General features: G+C 56.5%; 15 protein-coding genes and 1 pseudogene. 3 read left to right on the forward strand and 13 right to left on the reverse strand.

Annotated features, from left to right (window positions below; all coding sequences use genetic code 11):
* The 4 genes and pseudogenes from Mspo_RS18635 to Mspo_RS20360 all read right to left on the reverse strand — a co-directional run.
* Window positions 1–421 (reverse strand): annotated as a pseudogene (locus Mspo_RS18635) (hypothetical protein); the annotation flags it as partial.
* Window positions 418–1,233, reverse strand: a complete 816-nt coding sequence (locus tag Mspo_RS18640; protein ID WP_159732629.1) for a PP2C family serine/threonine-protein phosphatase — start codon at window positions 1,231–1,233, stop codon at window positions 418–420. The gene Mspo_RS18640 and the pseudogene Mspo_RS18635, both read right to left, overlap by 4 nt.
* Window positions 1,230–1,907, reverse strand: coding sequence for a hypothetical protein (locus tag Mspo_RS18645; protein ID WP_244613549.1), 678 nt, complete (start codon window positions 1,905–1,907; stop codon window positions 1,230–1,232). The genes Mspo_RS18640 and Mspo_RS18645 overlap by 4 nt, the downstream gene beginning before the upstream one ends.
* A 981-nt stretch (window positions 1,908–2,888) precedes the next feature.
* Window positions 2,889–3,275 carry an avidin/streptavidin family protein gene (locus tag Mspo_RS20360; protein ID WP_159732635.1) on the reverse strand — a complete coding sequence of 129 codons (387 nt, stop codon included), beginning with the start codon at window positions 3,273–3,275 and terminating at the stop codon, window positions 2,889–2,891.
* A gap of 259 nt (window positions 3,276–3,534) precedes the next feature.
* Between Mspo_RS20360 and Mspo_RS18655 the strand changes: the two genes are divergently transcribed.
* Window positions 3,535–4,287, forward strand: coding sequence for an ISAs1 family transposase (locus Mspo_RS18655; protein WP_159732638.1), 753 nt, complete (start codon window positions 3,535–3,537; stop codon window positions 4,285–4,287).
* Here the strand turns inward: Mspo_RS18655 and Mspo_RS18660 are convergent.
* Together Mspo_RS18660 and Mspo_RS18665 are read right to left on the reverse strand one after the other, a co-directional pair.
* On the reverse strand, window positions 4,284–5,312 hold the full coding sequence (locus tag Mspo_RS18660; protein ID WP_159732641.1) for a hypothetical protein: 1,029 nt from the start codon (window positions 5,310–5,312) through the stop codon (window positions 4,284–4,286). The two genes, Mspo_RS18655 and Mspo_RS18660, sit on opposite strands and share 4 nt — an antisense overlap.
* Window positions 5,313–5,419: 107 nt before the next feature.
* Window positions 5,420–6,040 (reverse strand): hypothetical protein, encoded by a 621-nt coding sequence (locus Mspo_RS18665; RefSeq protein WP_159732644.1) that lies wholly within the window; start codon window positions 6,038–6,040, stop codon window positions 5,420–5,422.
* A 601-nt stretch (window positions 6,041–6,641) separates the two neighbouring features.
* Between Mspo_RS18665 and Mspo_RS18670 the strand changes: the two genes are divergently transcribed.
* Window positions 6,642–7,118, forward strand: a complete 477-nt coding sequence (locus tag Mspo_RS18670) for a MucR family transcriptional regulator (RefSeq protein WP_159732647.1) — start codon at window positions 6,642–6,644, stop codon at window positions 7,116–7,118.
* 74 nt (window positions 7,119–7,192) lie between these two features.
* Window positions 7,193–7,351, forward strand: coding sequence for a hypothetical protein (locus tag Mspo_RS18675; RefSeq protein WP_159732650.1), 159 nt, complete (start codon window positions 7,193–7,195; stop codon window positions 7,349–7,351).
* Window positions 7,352–7,410: 59 nt separating this feature from the next.
* On the opposite strand, the gene hxsC is transcribed toward Mspo_RS18675, so the two are convergent.
* The 7 genes from hxsC to Mspo_RS18700 all read right to left on the reverse strand — a co-directional run bounded on the left by hxsC (window position 7,411) and on the right by Mspo_RS18700 (window position 13,920).
* Entirely contained in the window at window positions 7,411–8,574 is a 1,164-nt protein-coding gene (gene hxsC / locus Mspo_RS18680; protein WP_159732664.1) for a His-Xaa-Ser system radical SAM maturase HxsC, read from the reverse strand.
* Window positions 8,574–10,034, reverse strand: coding sequence for a His-Xaa-Ser system radical SAM maturase HxsB (gene hxsB / locus Mspo_RS18685; protein WP_159732653.1), 1,461 nt, complete (start codon window positions 10,032–10,034; stop codon window positions 8,574–8,576). The genes hxsC and hxsB overlap by 1 nt, the downstream gene beginning before the upstream one ends.
* Window positions 10,031–10,318 carry a His-Xaa-Ser system protein HxsD gene (hxsD, locus tag Mspo_RS18690; RefSeq protein WP_159732656.1) on the reverse strand — a complete coding sequence of 96 codons (288 nt, stop codon included), beginning with the start codon at window positions 10,316–10,318 and terminating at the stop codon, window positions 10,031–10,033. The genes hxsB and hxsD overlap by 4 nt, the downstream gene beginning before the upstream one ends.
* Window positions 10,319–10,397: 79 nt before the next feature.
* On the reverse strand, window positions 10,398–10,679 hold the full coding sequence (gene hxsA2 / locus Mspo_RS19730) for a His-Xaa-Ser repeat protein HxsA2 (RefSeq protein WP_210252818.1): 282 nt from the start codon (window positions 10,677–10,679) through the stop codon (window positions 10,398–10,400).
* A gap of 276 nt (window positions 10,680–10,955) precedes the next feature.
* The gene (locus tag Mspo_RS18695; RefSeq protein WP_159732659.1) at window positions 10,956–12,746 is read right to left on the reverse strand and encodes a DUF2326 domain-containing protein; all 1,791 of its coding nucleotides are present in this window, start codon (window positions 12,744–12,746) and stop codon (window positions 10,956–10,958) included.
* Window positions 12,743–12,988, reverse strand: a complete 246-nt coding sequence (locus tag Mspo_RS20230; RefSeq protein WP_308423443.1) for an ABC-three component system middle component 6 — start codon at window positions 12,986–12,988, stop codon at window positions 12,743–12,745. Before Mspo_RS20230 ends, Mspo_RS18695 begins: the two co-directional genes overlap by 4 nt.
* Window positions 12,985–13,920, reverse strand: a complete 936-nt coding sequence (locus Mspo_RS18700) for an ABC-three component system protein (protein ID WP_159732662.1) — start codon at window positions 13,918–13,920, stop codon at window positions 12,985–12,987. The genes Mspo_RS20230 and Mspo_RS18700 overlap by 4 nt, the downstream gene beginning before the upstream one ends.
* Window positions 13,921–14,121 lie beyond the last annotated feature (201 nt).

The raw sequence follows: 14,121 nt of genomic DNA on the forward strand, positions 1-14,121 counted from the left end.
TTACGCAGCCGGTGTCGTGGATGGCGGCGAAGGCGCGGGCCGTGTTTGAGGCCGTCCGAATGAGGAAACGCCAGTCGGCGGCTGGGAACTCCGCCTTGCGGCTACGGGGACTATAGAGATTGTGAATGTCCTTGTGCCCATCCACTCTCGGCATCAGCAACCCGATGGGCGCGCCCTGCGCTGATCGAAGAAGATCCAAAGGCCAGGCGGCCAGCGAGAGCAGGCGATCGCTCTTCAAGGCGGCCATCCGCTCGATCTTCTCGGCCTTTTCAGGCGAGACCGCGTGATGGTAGATCTTGGCCACGCGGTTCGGAGCGGCCGGTATCTCGTAGACCGTGCCCTCCCCTCCGCGGCCGAGCGGCTTGCCGAGTGGAAGCGGTCCCGTCGAGCAACGGACCATGGACGGCGGGCTGGATGTCATTGCTCCGCAGCTTTCTCGACTGTCGGCGACCGCTTTCGCCTCGTTGCGAGAATGAGCGTCTTGTCGTCGTCGGTTCGCTCGCACACCGTCGGAGAAGCAAGATATCGCTCCAATCCGGCGGACAGCGTATCGTCGAGTCCCTCCGTCTCCAATGCCCTAACCGGCGCGAACATTTTCTCGAAGAAGGGTGCGTGCACGGTCTTCGTCGCGTAATGGAGCACAAGTGATTCGATGCCGTCCGTGAACACCGCGATTTCGTCGATCGATCCGCGGACCAGGTCGAACGCCATTTGCTCGGCGGCGCGCTCGTCCGTGATGAAGAAGGTCGAATTCGCATAATCACCGCGCTGGGGCCAGTGGACCCATGCCCACTCGCCGGCCTCGTCGGCGACGACCATCGCGCCATCGCCGATTTGGATGAAAGCGGCAGCCTCCTCCGAGACCACGGCCGCGAGAAGAGTGCATGCATAGTCTCGGATGGTCGCTCCGAATTCCTCGGCGCGAACGGAAATGATCGATCGGATCGCGGTCACCCAGGATCGTGCAAGGTCCGCGCCGATATCGCCAACGGCGTTCCCCACGGCAAGGAAATCGTCGACCTGTTCGAGAAACACGCTACACGCGATCTCCGATCCTTCATGCGCCCGTTGCGCGCTTCCGGCTCCGTCCGAAGCGACGAGGATTGCCACGGTCTTTCCGCCGACCTCGCGATGAACGTTGCAAGCATGGCGGTCCTGACAAACAACGCCTTGCCTGACGTGGGATGTGCCGATTGCCGATGCGGCGGCGATCCGCCATCCGCGACTGTTCATCCCGCCACGGCCCATCCGTCAGGCGCCGTCGGATTCGCGAGCGGCACGGCGTCGCCGGGCTGCGAATGCGAGACCGAGCCGAGCGAGTTCGACAGCCATTGGAACAGATCGCGGAACCGCAGCCCTTTGAGTTTCAGCGGCTGTCGGGTAGCGATCTGGGCGAGAGCGTCGAAATTCGCACCCTCCACTCCTGCGGCGAAGAACTGAAAGGCCTTGGATTGCTCACCTTCGCGCACCATAGCGGCCGCATGCTGCCACTGGTCGGTCGGGCCTCCATCCGTGATCAGGAATATCCAAGGTCGATAGTAGGCGACGCCGTTGCTCTTGTAGACTTCCTTGCGCTGGCGAATCAGATCGAGGCCGTGGACGATCGCCGCGCCCATTGGCGTGTCGCCGGAGACGGCCAAAGTCGGCGGGACGAAATAATCCGCGGTGGTGAAGTCGGAAATCGTCTGAACGGGGCCGAAACCCACGATGCCGACCTCCACGCGCTTCGCCGCAAGACTGTCGCTCATCAATTCGTCCTTGAATGCGATCAGACCCGCGTTCAGTTCCTCGATCGGACGTCCGCGCATCGACACGGAGGTATCGAGCAGAAGAAGACACGGACAGCGCGGCTCGGGATTATCAGCAAACTCGGCGGCGCCGAACGGGATCTGTTCGAATTGGGACACAGGTGGGCTCCAAATGGGATCAATCTGCGACTGGATCATACGACATTGCTTGGACGGAACAATGGTCGATGATCGAAAAGATAGCGTTGGTCTTGGGTAGGATCGGACGTAGGCCGAGGTCGTCCAATTTGCCGTTAGTCGACGCACACGGCGGCCAAGAGCCGATGGCTGTCGGAAAAGCGCGCTTGCTGTCCCTAACATTTGGCGACCGGACCGTTCGCGATATTTGTTTCGGTCCTATTTATTTCCGAATGGAGAGTTCCCATAATTCGGTTGCCCGAAGGCCGGCTTGCCCGCGCGCTCCTCGTTGGCGGCGCTTCGCGCTCCCCGTGGCGGCTTTTCTCCTCCTCTTGCTGGATTACGGAGCCTCGTCCCTCATCGAGGGGGCGTCGCAGTCGACTCCCGCGTCGGACGCGAGCGCGCGCGTTCCGCCGAAATCGCCGCAGCGGAACGCGCATTGGCACGCCAACGGATCGAAGCCGCCGGCCTGAAATTGGCCTATTTCCGGGCGAGGAAGGCGGGAGTGGACCCCGAGACATCGGAAGCGTTGGCGGCGGCGGCGCGCGCATGGCAGCGGCCACGCAGCAAACGGTCGCCTTATCGCAGAAAACCAATTCCGAGCAACGGGCCGGCCGAGGCGACGCAGATTGAGGCGCAGGCAGCACAAGTGTAGGAGGGCGGCGCGATCGAATGCGATGCCGCGCGTCCGACGGCCGTTCCCCACGAGAGATCGCGGAGCCGAAGTTCTAGCCCTAGTACGGAACGGCCCGACTTCCCGTTCCACAAGCGTGACGGCTCCCCATATGCAAGCGGCTTCTGCCGAAGCACGTGGAAGGAGCTCGTCAAGGACGCCGGACTGGCGAGGTTCGCCGACTTCCTCAGCACGCGCGAGGAGACGCTGGAGCGACGGTGCCGACTCGAATCTTCTGTGTCGTTGCTGTGTCGACACAGGAGTCATTTGATCGATAAGTCCACTGAGAACTATCGCAAGGAAAAAACATCTCTACCACGCCAAATCTTGATTCTTCCGCTTGTATCGGGGTAGGCGGCTTCGAAACGCGTAAAGATCTCACCTCTCCTTGCCGTTCCGCGCCATACAGTGACGGTACGACAGTCGGTGAAGACGACACTAAATTTTATGGATCGGCCTCTCAGGCGGCCCCCGAGGTCGTACGGGGTTCCGGTACACTCGGTTCCGCTTGCTTTATTGACGTATTGGCCTTTGATGGAGCCATTTGAATTGACGGAATCGATCGAAAGGATGGAGCCCCTTTGATTGATCCACTTAGAAGGCGCATTGATAGTTTGACCGAGGGCGACCGAGCTAGCTAGCCAAAAGCAAAAAAAACTAATCAAATAGCGGAGCATCTTGCTCTCCCAGGCGTTGCAATTCCGGTTATGCGGAGCGCGCTTTGTTGTCCATAGCCCAATTCGGCATCAAGCCGGGAAAAAAACGGCATTCTAGGTGGGCGATGGAACGACCAAGGATGAACATAGCGCGGGGCCATTGGGCTTCCAGTCGAAGAGACTGGCCAGGGCCGAGTCTCAAATCGTCAACGATTCGTTAACGATGTTGGAATCGAAGGGGCGCGGGAGGATCGCGCCATGGCGACGGATTTTGGCTCATATGCGGATTGTGCTGGACCACCGCATCCCCGGCATGGTGACCTATCCGCTCGATGAGATTTTGCTGACGACCCTGGTCGGCGTGATCTGCGGGGCCGACGACTGGGACGGCGTCGAAGAGATCGCGGCGGGAGCCTTGGATTGGTTGCGGGGCTATCTGCTATTCGCAAACGGCGTCGCCACCGCCCAGACCCTGCGCAAGGTCTTCCGCCTGCTCGACCCGAAGGCGCTGGAGCAAGGCTTCGCCGCCTGGGCGGGCTCAGTGCGCCCGCTCGCCCGCGAGGTCGTCGCCGTGGATGGCAAGACGCTGCGCGGGTCGCGGCGGTCTGACGGAACCGGCGCGCTGCATCTGGTCTCCGCCTACGCCACATCCGCCGGCCTCGTGCTGGCGCAGCGCGCCGTCGCCGGAAAGTCCAACGAGATCGGCTGCAAGCTTGTCGGTCGTTGGCGGATCGTCGAAGCCGACCTCTGGGATCGCGCCTATCTCGACCTCTGCGGGCAGCCGACAATCGTCATCGGCGCCGACGGACGCGGCGAAATCGCATTCGGCGCAATGCAGGCGACTCTCGATCTCGAATACGGCCCAACCTCGATCGCTTTCACATGGATCGGCTTCGACGAAATGGCCGAAGTCTCCGGCGAAAGGACCGCCGAACTCCTCGATGACGGTTCGATCGAGATCGAGTTCGAATACGACAACGGCGACGAGGCCGTCCTCAAGGCGACGCGAGACGGTTTTTCAACAGCCTGCTAGGGCCGCCAAGATGCAGGCATAGTTTCGATTGTATAGGGGATGTTGATATGGATTGTCCCATCAGCGCGGTGGGTCACCACTGCGCCCCCCTCTCTCACCACGTCGTCCACGATGTCGCCAATCACTTCAAACAACGCCTGATCCGTCCAATTTCCGAAGTTGTCCCATATCGTTTTGCATGCACTTTCGAGCCGGATGAAGTAAGGCGCAAACCAATGTCCTTTTAATGCCGCCCTAGTCTTTTCGCGCTCATCTGGAGCTACGTTAAATCCAGCTAGATTGCCGAGATGATAGCACGAATATTTTAGAAGAGTACCATATTTATTATAAAGTTCTGCCATTATCCTGCTTACATTACCGTGCTCACGATATAGCTTAATCAGATCGTTTGCTTCTGACCGCGCGGTTTCCAGCAGCGAGACGAACGTGTCTTCATAGCCGGTTGTCGGGTCGTATCCGATGCGTGATGCTATCCGTGTTGCCCCGTATTCATCCCAGCAAGCCAAAATTACTTGCCACCTAAATGCCTCATGGACATCCTTGTTGGCTCTCTGGAGGATCACATTTGGAAATGCTGCGTCGAACCGACTGGTAAGTTCAACGTGCGCGCACTCATGTGCCAAGGTATGAAGGGACCATTCAAAAGCTTGATTGGCGTTGTCCTCCAATAAACCAAGCATATAAAACGCATCAAGGACGATATGGCTTTTTACCTTACCCTCACGGATCACAGAGGGAGTCATAGCGATACCTACGCCGACATCATCGGTTGGGGTCGAGGCAGCCAAATTTTCTCGTCCCCTATCTAAATCGCGAAGAGCCCCCTTGTAGTCGAAGTCTATCGTAATCCCATCCAATCCGCGCAAATCAATAATTCTGCTTAAGTCATGTATCCATGAAGAAATTTCAGCCCCTAGCGCTCGCGCGCGCTCCTCGGCATCGAACCCTCTAAGCGAAATAACGAAGTTTTCTGGCACTGTCGCAGGGCGCGCCGTCGATACTTCTGTAATGGAATCGTCAGTCATGCTGTTCAACCTCTGATTCGAAATATAACCTTATTGCCCGATTCGCGGAAGTCGTCTCACCGTTCCAAAACTCGAGGCTGCTGACGCATACACAAATACGATATTATTCAATGATTTATAGTATACGAAAGTTGCGAGCGAAACTCTCGGTATGCGTAGTCAATGAGGTCGCGCGCGAGTTCGAAAAGCCCTGCACAGTATGAGCCCGCCCCAGAGGGGCCGAATGGATCGCCGTGTGCCAACCCGTTTCGTCTTTCGGCGAGGCTTGGTTTGGATTCGCCGGTCAAGAAACCGACAACGGTCCCGCCGCCGCATCGTTGGAGCATTGGAATTTTTGCATCGGTCAGGCTGTCACTTTTCACCATATAGCGCAGGGTATCAGCTAAATGGATTGAACCATTGGGCCGCCTAACGGCCGCGCCGTACCGATCTTTTAGCGCGAGGTCGAGAGCGGTAAACGCGATCAATTCGCCCGCTGTGAAGAGATCAAAATCGATCCAGGAGAGGAGAAGCAGCTTTTGCGCGCGCTCGAACTTCATAGCAACGACGTCAGGGACGTTTCGGCGTAAACCGAGATCGAGGACGAACGCCTGCCAATCTGCGAAGGCGGAAAATGATATAAATTGCCCCCCTGCGTTGCCGGGCATCGGCCACATGAACGTGAGCGGAGAAGAAGATCGGTTTTCGGCTTGTGCAATAGCTTCGAGAAATCGTGTCGTCAGGTTCATGGGTCGATTCTCTCTTTGCGTTCAGTTCTATATATAGGATGGAGATATGGCAAGGTTCGAGCAAAGTCATTATATGACCATCGAGGTTCGAAAGAAGCTAGCACTACTTTTGCAGACTTTCCTGAAACGCCGGCGATCATTTTTTACAATGAGGGCATCAGCTCGGGTGGAGGTCGCGAGAAGAGGTCGAGAATAGCCTGCCTGATGGGCGGCATGCTCGGTTGCATACGGTGCTTGTGACCATCCGCGACGCCGATGCGGCGGGCGGCGAAGAGGCATATCAGGCGACCTTTCGTGCCCCGTCTCCTCCTGAGCGAAGCGGGATTCGGAAGCCCGTTGCGGTTCTACCACCTATTTGTTCGGCGGCTGGGTGGCCGCGAAACTCGCCTGAGTGCTGAGCCGATGGCGGCGCCTCAGCGCGACAATCCCGAGTGAGCATCGCTCTCGGGGACCGCGCAGAAATGCGGACCGAGCTGGCGCGGCTTTCATCTAAAAATAGAAAGGGTCTACAAAAAAGAGCCGGGATCGCGTTCGCCCCGATTGCTTTCCAAGCAAATATCGAATCCAATCGAGACGAGGTCGAAATCCATGGGGACAAGAAATGGCCGAGACGGATGACAAGGCGCTCGTCGCGCAAATCCTTTCCTCCTACCTTTCCAACAATATCGTCGCGCCGACAGATCTGTCCTCCGTCATCGAGACCGTGAAAAGGGCCTTCGGCGGCGTCGATTCCTTCGCCATCACCGCAACGGGCGAGGCTACGGAGAAGAGACAGCCTGCGGTTCCGGTGAAAAAGTCCGTCGCGCCCGACGCCATCACCTGCCTGTGCTGCGGGGACAAGTTCAAATCGTTGAAGCGGCATATTCAAGCCGAGCACAAGCTCACGCCCGACGAGTATCGCGCCGCATTCGATCTGAAGAAGGACTATCCGATCGTGGCGCCGGATTACGCCGCCCAGCGATCGGCCTTGGCGAAGTCGCTCGGCCTCGGGCGCAAGCCGGCGGCGGCCAAAGCCCGCCTCGCGCCGAAGAAGGCGGTCAATGGTCGCGCGCCCAAAAGGGCGACGGCGAACGCGTGACGTAGCTCCAGATGCTTGGAAGCGAGCCCATGGCCGGTCGCCGAATACGGTCGGAGATGGCGGATGCTCGCGGAATGCACATCGTGCGGCTTCACCGGACACTGGAGGATTGGCGAGACATCCGGCATTGCGCTTATGAGCAAGGGTGGGCGCCGCTGGCGTCGGCGATCATCTCGATCGAGATCGACCTCCTCGAGCGGAAAATCGCCGAGTGCGCCCGGACGCTGTTTTGAATGAGTTCCTGTCGTCCGGGCGTCCAGAGCCGTATTTCCGCGACCGCGCCGCGATACTCTCAGTCCACGGCAGGATGGCGATGAGGAAAGGGCTTTATGGAGGGACTGTAGCCGTGCTTCACTCCCGACGAAAAGAAGCCGCCGCATTCGTCCCGACGCGCGCAGCCGTCGCATTCGGGGACGTATTCGTTCTTCCAATCCGAGATTGACTTGACGTATGCGATCCCCACGTCCGGATTGATCAGGCAGAGCTGGTGATTGTACACCGACACTGGAATGCGATAGGCGCGCAGGACGGCGACGGCGGCGGAGAGTTCGTCCCGGTATTCGATCGGATCGATCCAAAGCGCGTCCAAATTCGCTCTGGTAAAGCCCATCATTTCCAGGCCCATCAGGGCCACGTGATCGACGAACACCAGATTGCGCGCGATGAATTCGGCGAGTTCTGGCAGGCGTTCGAACGTCTGCTTGTGCACGACGACCCGTATCTCGACCCTTTGGCCGAAGCGCTTCAGGTTCAGAATGCCCCTGATGGTCTCGTCGAAGGCGCCCTTTTCCTGCACCACATAGTCGTGGCGGCTCGGGTCGTCGGAGTAGACGGGTATCCCCACCGTCAGAGCGGGATGATCGACGGCCGCGTAATTTCGGGCGAACCCGACGTCGGCGAAACTGCGTCCGTTGCTGAGGACGTGCAATGCGGTAGTCGGCAGCCAGCTTTTGCACAGTCTGATGATGTCTAGGAAATCATCCCCGAACAGGGTGGGCTCGCCGCCGGTAATCCCGAGAGACTTCGTGGTTCTCGGCATCATCGGAACGAGTTGCCGCACCTCGTCGACGATCCACCGGTCGTCCTTCCGCTTCGGTGGCTGCGAGCACATCAGGCAATAGTTGTTGCACTGCTCGGTCAACAGGATGCTGTTGTGGTTCGACGCCGAGCGAAAAAGCGTACGGACGTGGCCGTGCGGCGACAGGTGCACGATGTCGTCGTCGGAAAGATAGGCGAATTTCTCGTCGAGACGGGTGAAAGCCGCCCCGTTCGCGGGGATGGGATCGCGGTCGAAGACGAGGTAGTGGGGGTAGCCTTCCGGAACATCCCCAAGACCCCGCATCAGGAACGCTCGCTGGGCGCGAAGCGGCGCAGGCAGGTCTGGAACGGTCGTCAGTCGGAAAAGTGCCGGGGCGGTCAGGCCGGTTTCGAGGGCGCTTCCAGACAGCGTCAGCATCACGAATTGACCCAGGTCATGAAGATCGACTTGGCCTGCGGGTCGGCGCGCATGACGTCGAGAAGATACCGGATCATGCCCATCATCCGTTTGCAGAACTCCGATTCCGGCTTGCGTCCGAGAATGTCGCCCTGCGTCGCATGGTGGAATACGGGATCCGCGCCGCACCATGGCTCGAAGGCGCAGTCGGAGCACATCGGCGCGGAGGAGGCGAAGGAGTCCTCCAGAACGCTCAGCAGGGCGTCCGACGCGAAAATGTCGCGGTAGCTGTCGCTATGGACGTTGCCCAGCTTGAATGTGGCGTCGCCCATTTCGTTCAACATGCGGCTTTCGTCGGAGGCGTAGACATCCCCGTCGTAGTTGAAAACGACGGCGCTGATCCCGGCTCCGCACGGGCTCATTAGGTCGACGAACATCGGATCGTCGTTGGTGAGCATTTTCTTCAGAATTACCGAAGAGTAGTGTTCGACGAATCGAACGCCGCGCTTGTTCAAGTCTATGATGTAGTCCATTCCCGCGCGGTAGAACTCCAGCCACGACCCGGCGTCGTAGGCTTGATAGCTCTTCGTCTTGATGGCGAAGCCATACGGGGAAAGCGGCCGCAAAAATATGCTGTCGAATCCGTGTTCGATGTATTCGTCCACGATTTCCCTCGCCCTCGGCAGACTGGCCGGGGAAGTGGTCATCACGGCGGAAACCGCGTCGTAGCCGAGAACGTCCCGCGCCTTTTTCAGTCCGTCGGTGAATTTTCGGTGGCTGTCGCGGCCCGGTCGCGGTCTGTTCCGATTGTGGAGGTCTTCGGGACCGTCCAACGACGTGGAAATATGGATCCCGTGAACCCTGCAAAATTCGAGTATTTCGTCGGTCACCATGGATAAAGTCGTGGCGACGACGAATTGCAGATCGCGCCGTTCCACTCGATTGCGCTGCTCCGCCTTTTCCACCACGTATCGGACAAGCGGGAAATTCAATAGGGGCTCGCCGCCTTGGAACTCGATCTTGATCGCCGGATTCGGCGAACGGAAGACGAGGTCCAGCGCGCGGTCCGCGGTCTCCTCGCTCATGTCGAACGACTGCCTGTCTTCCGATTGCCGCGAGACTTGGCAGTAGTGGCACGCGTGATCGCACCGCAGCGTAACGACGAACAGATGCAGGTTCGTGAAGTTGGCGAGTCTGCTCAGCCGGGTTCTCGTCTTGAGGGCGAGCAAGTCGAGCGTCGCGCGATCGTTCGGCTGCCGAATGAAATGCCGCGCGCGCAACGCTCGATAGTCGGCGTCGGATGGGGCCAGCCGGTGGGACACCAGCGAGTCCAGCTTTTCCCTCTTCAAATAGAGGAACTCGCCGGTCAGATTCGTCAGAATGACCTCGTCGGCGCCAACGGGCTCGAATTTGAAGGGAAGAAGCTCGTATGTCCCACTATCGGGCAGATAATCCTGCACCGGGAGAAACTTCTCGGTCATTCCTGTAGCCCGGACTTCGAGAACGCATAGGCCAGAATGAGATTTCGGACCGCTTCGGTCTCGGTCTTGATCCTGAGCCGGAGATTCTGGTCCAGAAGCTCCTTCTTGAAGTCGGCGACGACATGCTCGCGCTGGTTCGAAGATTCCGTTCCGAAGGTTATCTCGACGACGATGCTGTTGTCGGCGCGGGAAACGATAGCCGCGAAGCGATCGATAAAACGATACGCGGCTTTTTGGACCGCTTCGTCCGAGTATATCGAGCGGTCCAATTCCAATCTGATCATTTTAATTTTTTTCATCATTCCGACAAGAGGCGGTCCTCTTGTCCATGAAGAAGATGATGGCAGCTATGAAGACGCCTGTTCAGCGCCCGCTGTAGTGCGAATGGTGCGAGGCGTGGGAACTGTGCGATCTGTGGGAATAATGGTCGGCCATGAGAACGCCAGTGTCCTTCGAGCGCGAGAGGACGAACTCGAAAATGTCGCCGCCGCGGTTCACGGCGACCCGGTTTGAGCCGGCCTGATCGGCGGAAGTGGCAATTTTCCCACTGTCTGGGGTCTCGGCGGTTGGCGCGACTGCTGCGCCGGCGTATTGGGACGCGAAGCTCGAAGCCACGACTGTGAACGTGCTAAGAAATTTCTTCATTGGGATGCCACTGGTGGTGTTATAACTTCCCCACCCATTATCAGTGCGCGAACTTTTGTCAAGTTCAAGCTATTGGCCCTCGAGTCCGCGAGCTTCAATTGTGCCGATCCATGTAACGCCGTCGCGCGCGTGCTCGCCCTCGGGATGCCCGGATGCCGGCGCGGACGACGGAATTGCATTCAGGCAGAGCTGATAATTGTCCGTCCTACTGCCACCCCGGCAAAGCCGGGGGGAACTCCATTACGGTTTAGACCCTGTACTCAGACCAGCACTCCGCTAGAACCGAATACCAAAAAGACATCCAGTATCGTTATCAAGCAAATATGGTTTAATTATAAATGGTTCAACATTGAACTCCGGACTGAAAGCATTTCTTGGTAGATCATCTGAATTCATTGTGATGATGTATTGAAATTTATGTTCAATAGAAAAAGCGGAGCCGATTTCAATCGCCTCTGCTTTTTGACGCTCGTCAACTCCATCAAAAAGATGGCTATCATGAATTAGGAAATCAGGACCTAGACCTCTGCGTTTGGCAATAGCCATAAGCGTCATATCGAAGCAAAATATTTGCATATTATTAATTCCTTTGCTACGATCTCCATCAATGTGCAGATTGAACGTCGGGCCATTATCGGATTCTCCAACGACGAGATGACCGGCTTTTTTGTATAAAGATTCCGATAGACTCTCAAATATAATAACCGCTTCTTTGATGAGGTCGCTTCGCTCACGAATATCATCGATTAACTCCTTCAGGAGATGATGTCTTTGGAGTTCCAGCTCAATTTCTAAACTTTCGAGGCGCTCTGATTGATCGAGCCGCTCACGCAAAATTTGAACATGAGCTTCTGCTCGCCCTGCCTCCTCGCTAAGAGCGGTATAGTGATCCAACGCCCCACCAGACCTAAGTATTTGCATCACCTGGCGTCGACGAGAATCCAAGCGCTCAACCTCGCGCTTCCGAGCCGCCATTCGTTCATCAGCCGATTCAATTTCCGATTTCAATTGGGCAGTACGGTTTTGAAGTATGGCAGCTTGGAAGCGCCTGACATCGTCGATCTGGCGTTGTATCAAAGGGCCAAGAACGACTCCGGCTTCCGCGTAGAGGCGAATCAAATCATTATCGCTCGGCGCGCCTTCCTCGCGAAAGGAATCACGCAGCGAGTCGACCAATTCGAGATCAAGTAATTGCGCCGAACTCAAACCCTCAATTTCTCGTGTCAGCATTGAAGCTTCTTGTTCGAATTCATGGTACTGTGGAATGACCTCGAAATCACCTAACTGCTTCCGAGTGCGCGCCGACTTAGCCTCGCTAATAGCCAACTCCGTTCGAATATCGGATGATTTTCGAATCACGTTAGAAAATTCATTTGCGCGAACCGCATCCTCAAGCTGTCTTGCGATGCGTTCGCGCGCGCGAACTCCCTCGATCCGTCGCGTGATCGTCCAATCGAGTCCGAGCAGAAAGCTCAAAGATATCTTCTGGTTGGAAGGCTGTTGCTTATTCGAACACTGAATGGCGCTTTGAAAGCCGGCGCTACTCTGCCGACGAACAAAATAAGTGAACATGCTCCGAGCCGATGCCTCAGGCAATTTTATCTCGCTGGCGAGTGCCTTGCCATCGTCATCGTCGGAAATTCCGAACCAAGCTCTGGCAAGCACATTTTTCCATTGTTCGTTGGAGAGAAGGTAATCGTTGTTCAGAGAACCGTTTGGAATCCAGCGGCTAAGATCGCCATTCACAATTAGAGATTGAGGACGAGACCGACCAGACGATCGTTTTGCTATACCTCCAATACGAGTTACCGTTACCGCTTCTCCGCTCAGATCAAAATCCAAGGTGAAAGCATAATCGCCGAGTGCCCGCGATCTGAAGATGCTTTTCGAATCTGCCTTTCCGCCTAGGAGAAAATGCACGATCTCGACAAAGCTCGACTTTCCTGCTCCGTTCCGTGATTGGCGTTTCGTAGCTCCGGGACTCTTCTCGGCAAGCAATATGTTTAAGCCGCTTTTGAACTTTAGCGTCTTAAATGTGGGCAGCGTGCTTGTAATGCTTCTGATCATGGCTTTTCTCGATACAAGACGCCTTTTTCGAAGCGGACGACGCCCAACAAATGCAGCAGATCAAGAGACAGTATGAACCAGTTATAATCGATCGGTGCGAACGATGATGGCTGGCTTCGGTTTCTGCGAACTCCATCCCATAGGCCGCTCACGGTCCTAGGAGTTGATAGAAGATCCAGGATCTCAGCGCCGACGCCGATAAGTGCGCGCTCAGGGCTAACGTGCTTGCTCGGAAGGATCATCTCACGCTCCCGAAATCTGCGATCACATAGCCGTCAGGATCCTCGAAGATATCGCACGTGTGGAAAAAATAGGAGAGAACGGTCATGACGGCGGCTTGATGCTTTACCGTGCCCACTCCACCTCCAGCAAAATATTGCAGTCGTTCGTAGATTTCATCGGGAGACAAGCTGAGACTCTTCAATTCGGCATAATGAGCCCGGAAGCTCGTAGCGATTTCCTCTCCCTTAGGTACATGAGGCCCTTTCGAGAAATAGTCTTGAAGCAGCTTGCTCCGCAGCCTGCCCATTTTGAGCATCTCGATAACTTCGATCGATAGGCTGTTTTTGGCAATCTTATCCGCTGGTGGTGTGTTCGTAGGCGCAATGGGCGGTGGGTCTGACCTGACAAGTTTGTCCAAAACAGGCCTCAGATCTTGGAGCCCAACGCCGCTTACGATCATCATGGATGGCGCGAAGCCGAAAAGTGCAATCAGGCTGTCCAAACTCAAGCCGATAACGTGCCTGTTCAACTCCGTCATTGACCAATCTCTGATTGCAATACTCGGGTTTCCAGCGCGCAAATCCTGGAGTTTTTTGATGGCGTTTGGAGGAAGCCCATCAGCATCATTATGCACAAGCGTCCATTCATTCATTCTGGAATTCCAACCTTCTAAGGCACCGTAAAAGTCACTGTCGATTTTGCGCAAAAGATCTTTCTGTTTCATCTCACGCGGAGCGTAGCATTGAAAGACAGTTTTCGTGCTGTTTCTGTAGCCATCGCACTTCAGATCTCCCATGTTTCCATAGGCGCGAACCGGCTCGAAATCCGGTCCGAATGCGTGTCCCGCTAGGCGCACAAACCAGTCCTGAAACTCAGATCCTTTCTTCGTAAGAAAGGCATCCTTGAACCTGAGATGGTAGATAGATTTTTGAAGTGCGTCGGGATAATCCATGCGTTGCTCCGAGCGGGCCAAAGCCGTCCATCACACAGAACGCAAAGGCACCTCAACGGCCGTTTAGTAGAATCCAGTCCGGCACGGAGCAAGCTCCATTCGCTGAGAAAATTCCTATGGCGAGAGATGTTGAGCTATCTGACCGCGTTCTGGACCGACGATCGCACGGATATGATTCGCGTCAAGAGTCCTCGAGAGCAT

Source organism: Methylosinus sp. Ce-a6 (genome assembly GCF_009811655.1).
In the GTDB taxonomy this organism is placed as follows: Bacteria; Pseudomonadota; Alphaproteobacteria; order Rhizobiales; family Beijerinckiaceae; genus Methylosinus.

What these genes read in the sequence shown, in the direction of transcription:
- Mspo_RS18640 (WP_159732629.1), bottom strand. Translation starts at nt 1,233, where the DNA reads ATGAACAGTCGCGGATGGCGGATCGCCGCCGCATCGGCAATCGGCACA.
- Mspo_RS20360 (WP_159732635.1), bottom strand. Translation starts at nt 3,275, where the DNA reads ATGCTCCGCTATTTGATTAGTTTTTTTTGCTTTTGGCTAGCTAGCTCG.
- Mspo_RS18655 (WP_159732638.1), top strand. Translation starts at nt 3,535, where the DNA reads ATGCGGATTGTGCTGGACCACCGCATCCCCGGCATGGTGACCTATCCG.
- Mspo_RS18660 (WP_159732641.1), bottom strand. Translation starts at nt 5,312, where the DNA reads ATGACTGACGATTCCATTACAGAAGTATCGACGGCGCGCCCTGCGACA.
- Mspo_RS18665 (WP_159732644.1), bottom strand. Translation starts at nt 6,040, where the DNA reads ATGAACCTGACGACACGATTTCTCGAAGCTATTGCACAAGCCGAAAAC.
- Mspo_RS18670 (WP_159732647.1), top strand. Translation starts at nt 6,642, where the DNA reads ATGGCCGAGACGGATGACAAGGCGCTCGTCGCGCAAATCCTTTCCTCC.
- Mspo_RS18675 (WP_159732650.1), top strand. Translation starts at nt 7,193, where the DNA reads ATGCACATCGTGCGGCTTCACCGGACACTGGAGGATTGGCGAGACATC.
- hxsC (WP_159732664.1), bottom strand. Translation starts at nt 8,574, where the DNA reads ATGCTGACGCTGTCTGGAAGCGCCCTCGAAACCGGCCTGACCGCCCCG.
- hxsB (WP_159732653.1), bottom strand. Translation starts at nt 10,034, where the DNA reads ATGACCGAGAAGTTTCTCCCGGTGCAGGATTATCTGCCCGATAGTGGG.
- hxsD (WP_159732656.1), bottom strand. Translation starts at nt 10,318, where the DNA reads ATGATCAGATTGGAATTGGACCGCTCGATATACTCGGACGAAGCGGTC.
- hxsA2 (WP_210252818.1), bottom strand. Translation starts at nt 10,679, where the DNA reads ATGAAGAAATTTCTTAGCACGTTCACAGTCGTGGCTTCGAGCTTCGCG.
- Mspo_RS18695 (WP_159732659.1), bottom strand. Translation starts at nt 12,746, where the DNA reads ATGATCAGAAGCATTACAAGCACGCTGCCCACATTTAAGACGCTAAAG.
- Mspo_RS20230 (WP_308423443.1), bottom strand. Translation starts at nt 12,988, where the DNA reads ATGATCCTTCCGAGCAAGCACGTTAGCCCTGAGCGCGCACTTATCGGC.
- Mspo_RS18700 (WP_159732662.1), bottom strand. Translation starts at nt 13,920, where the DNA reads ATGGATTATCCCGACGCACTTCAAAAATCTATCTACCATCTCAGGTTC.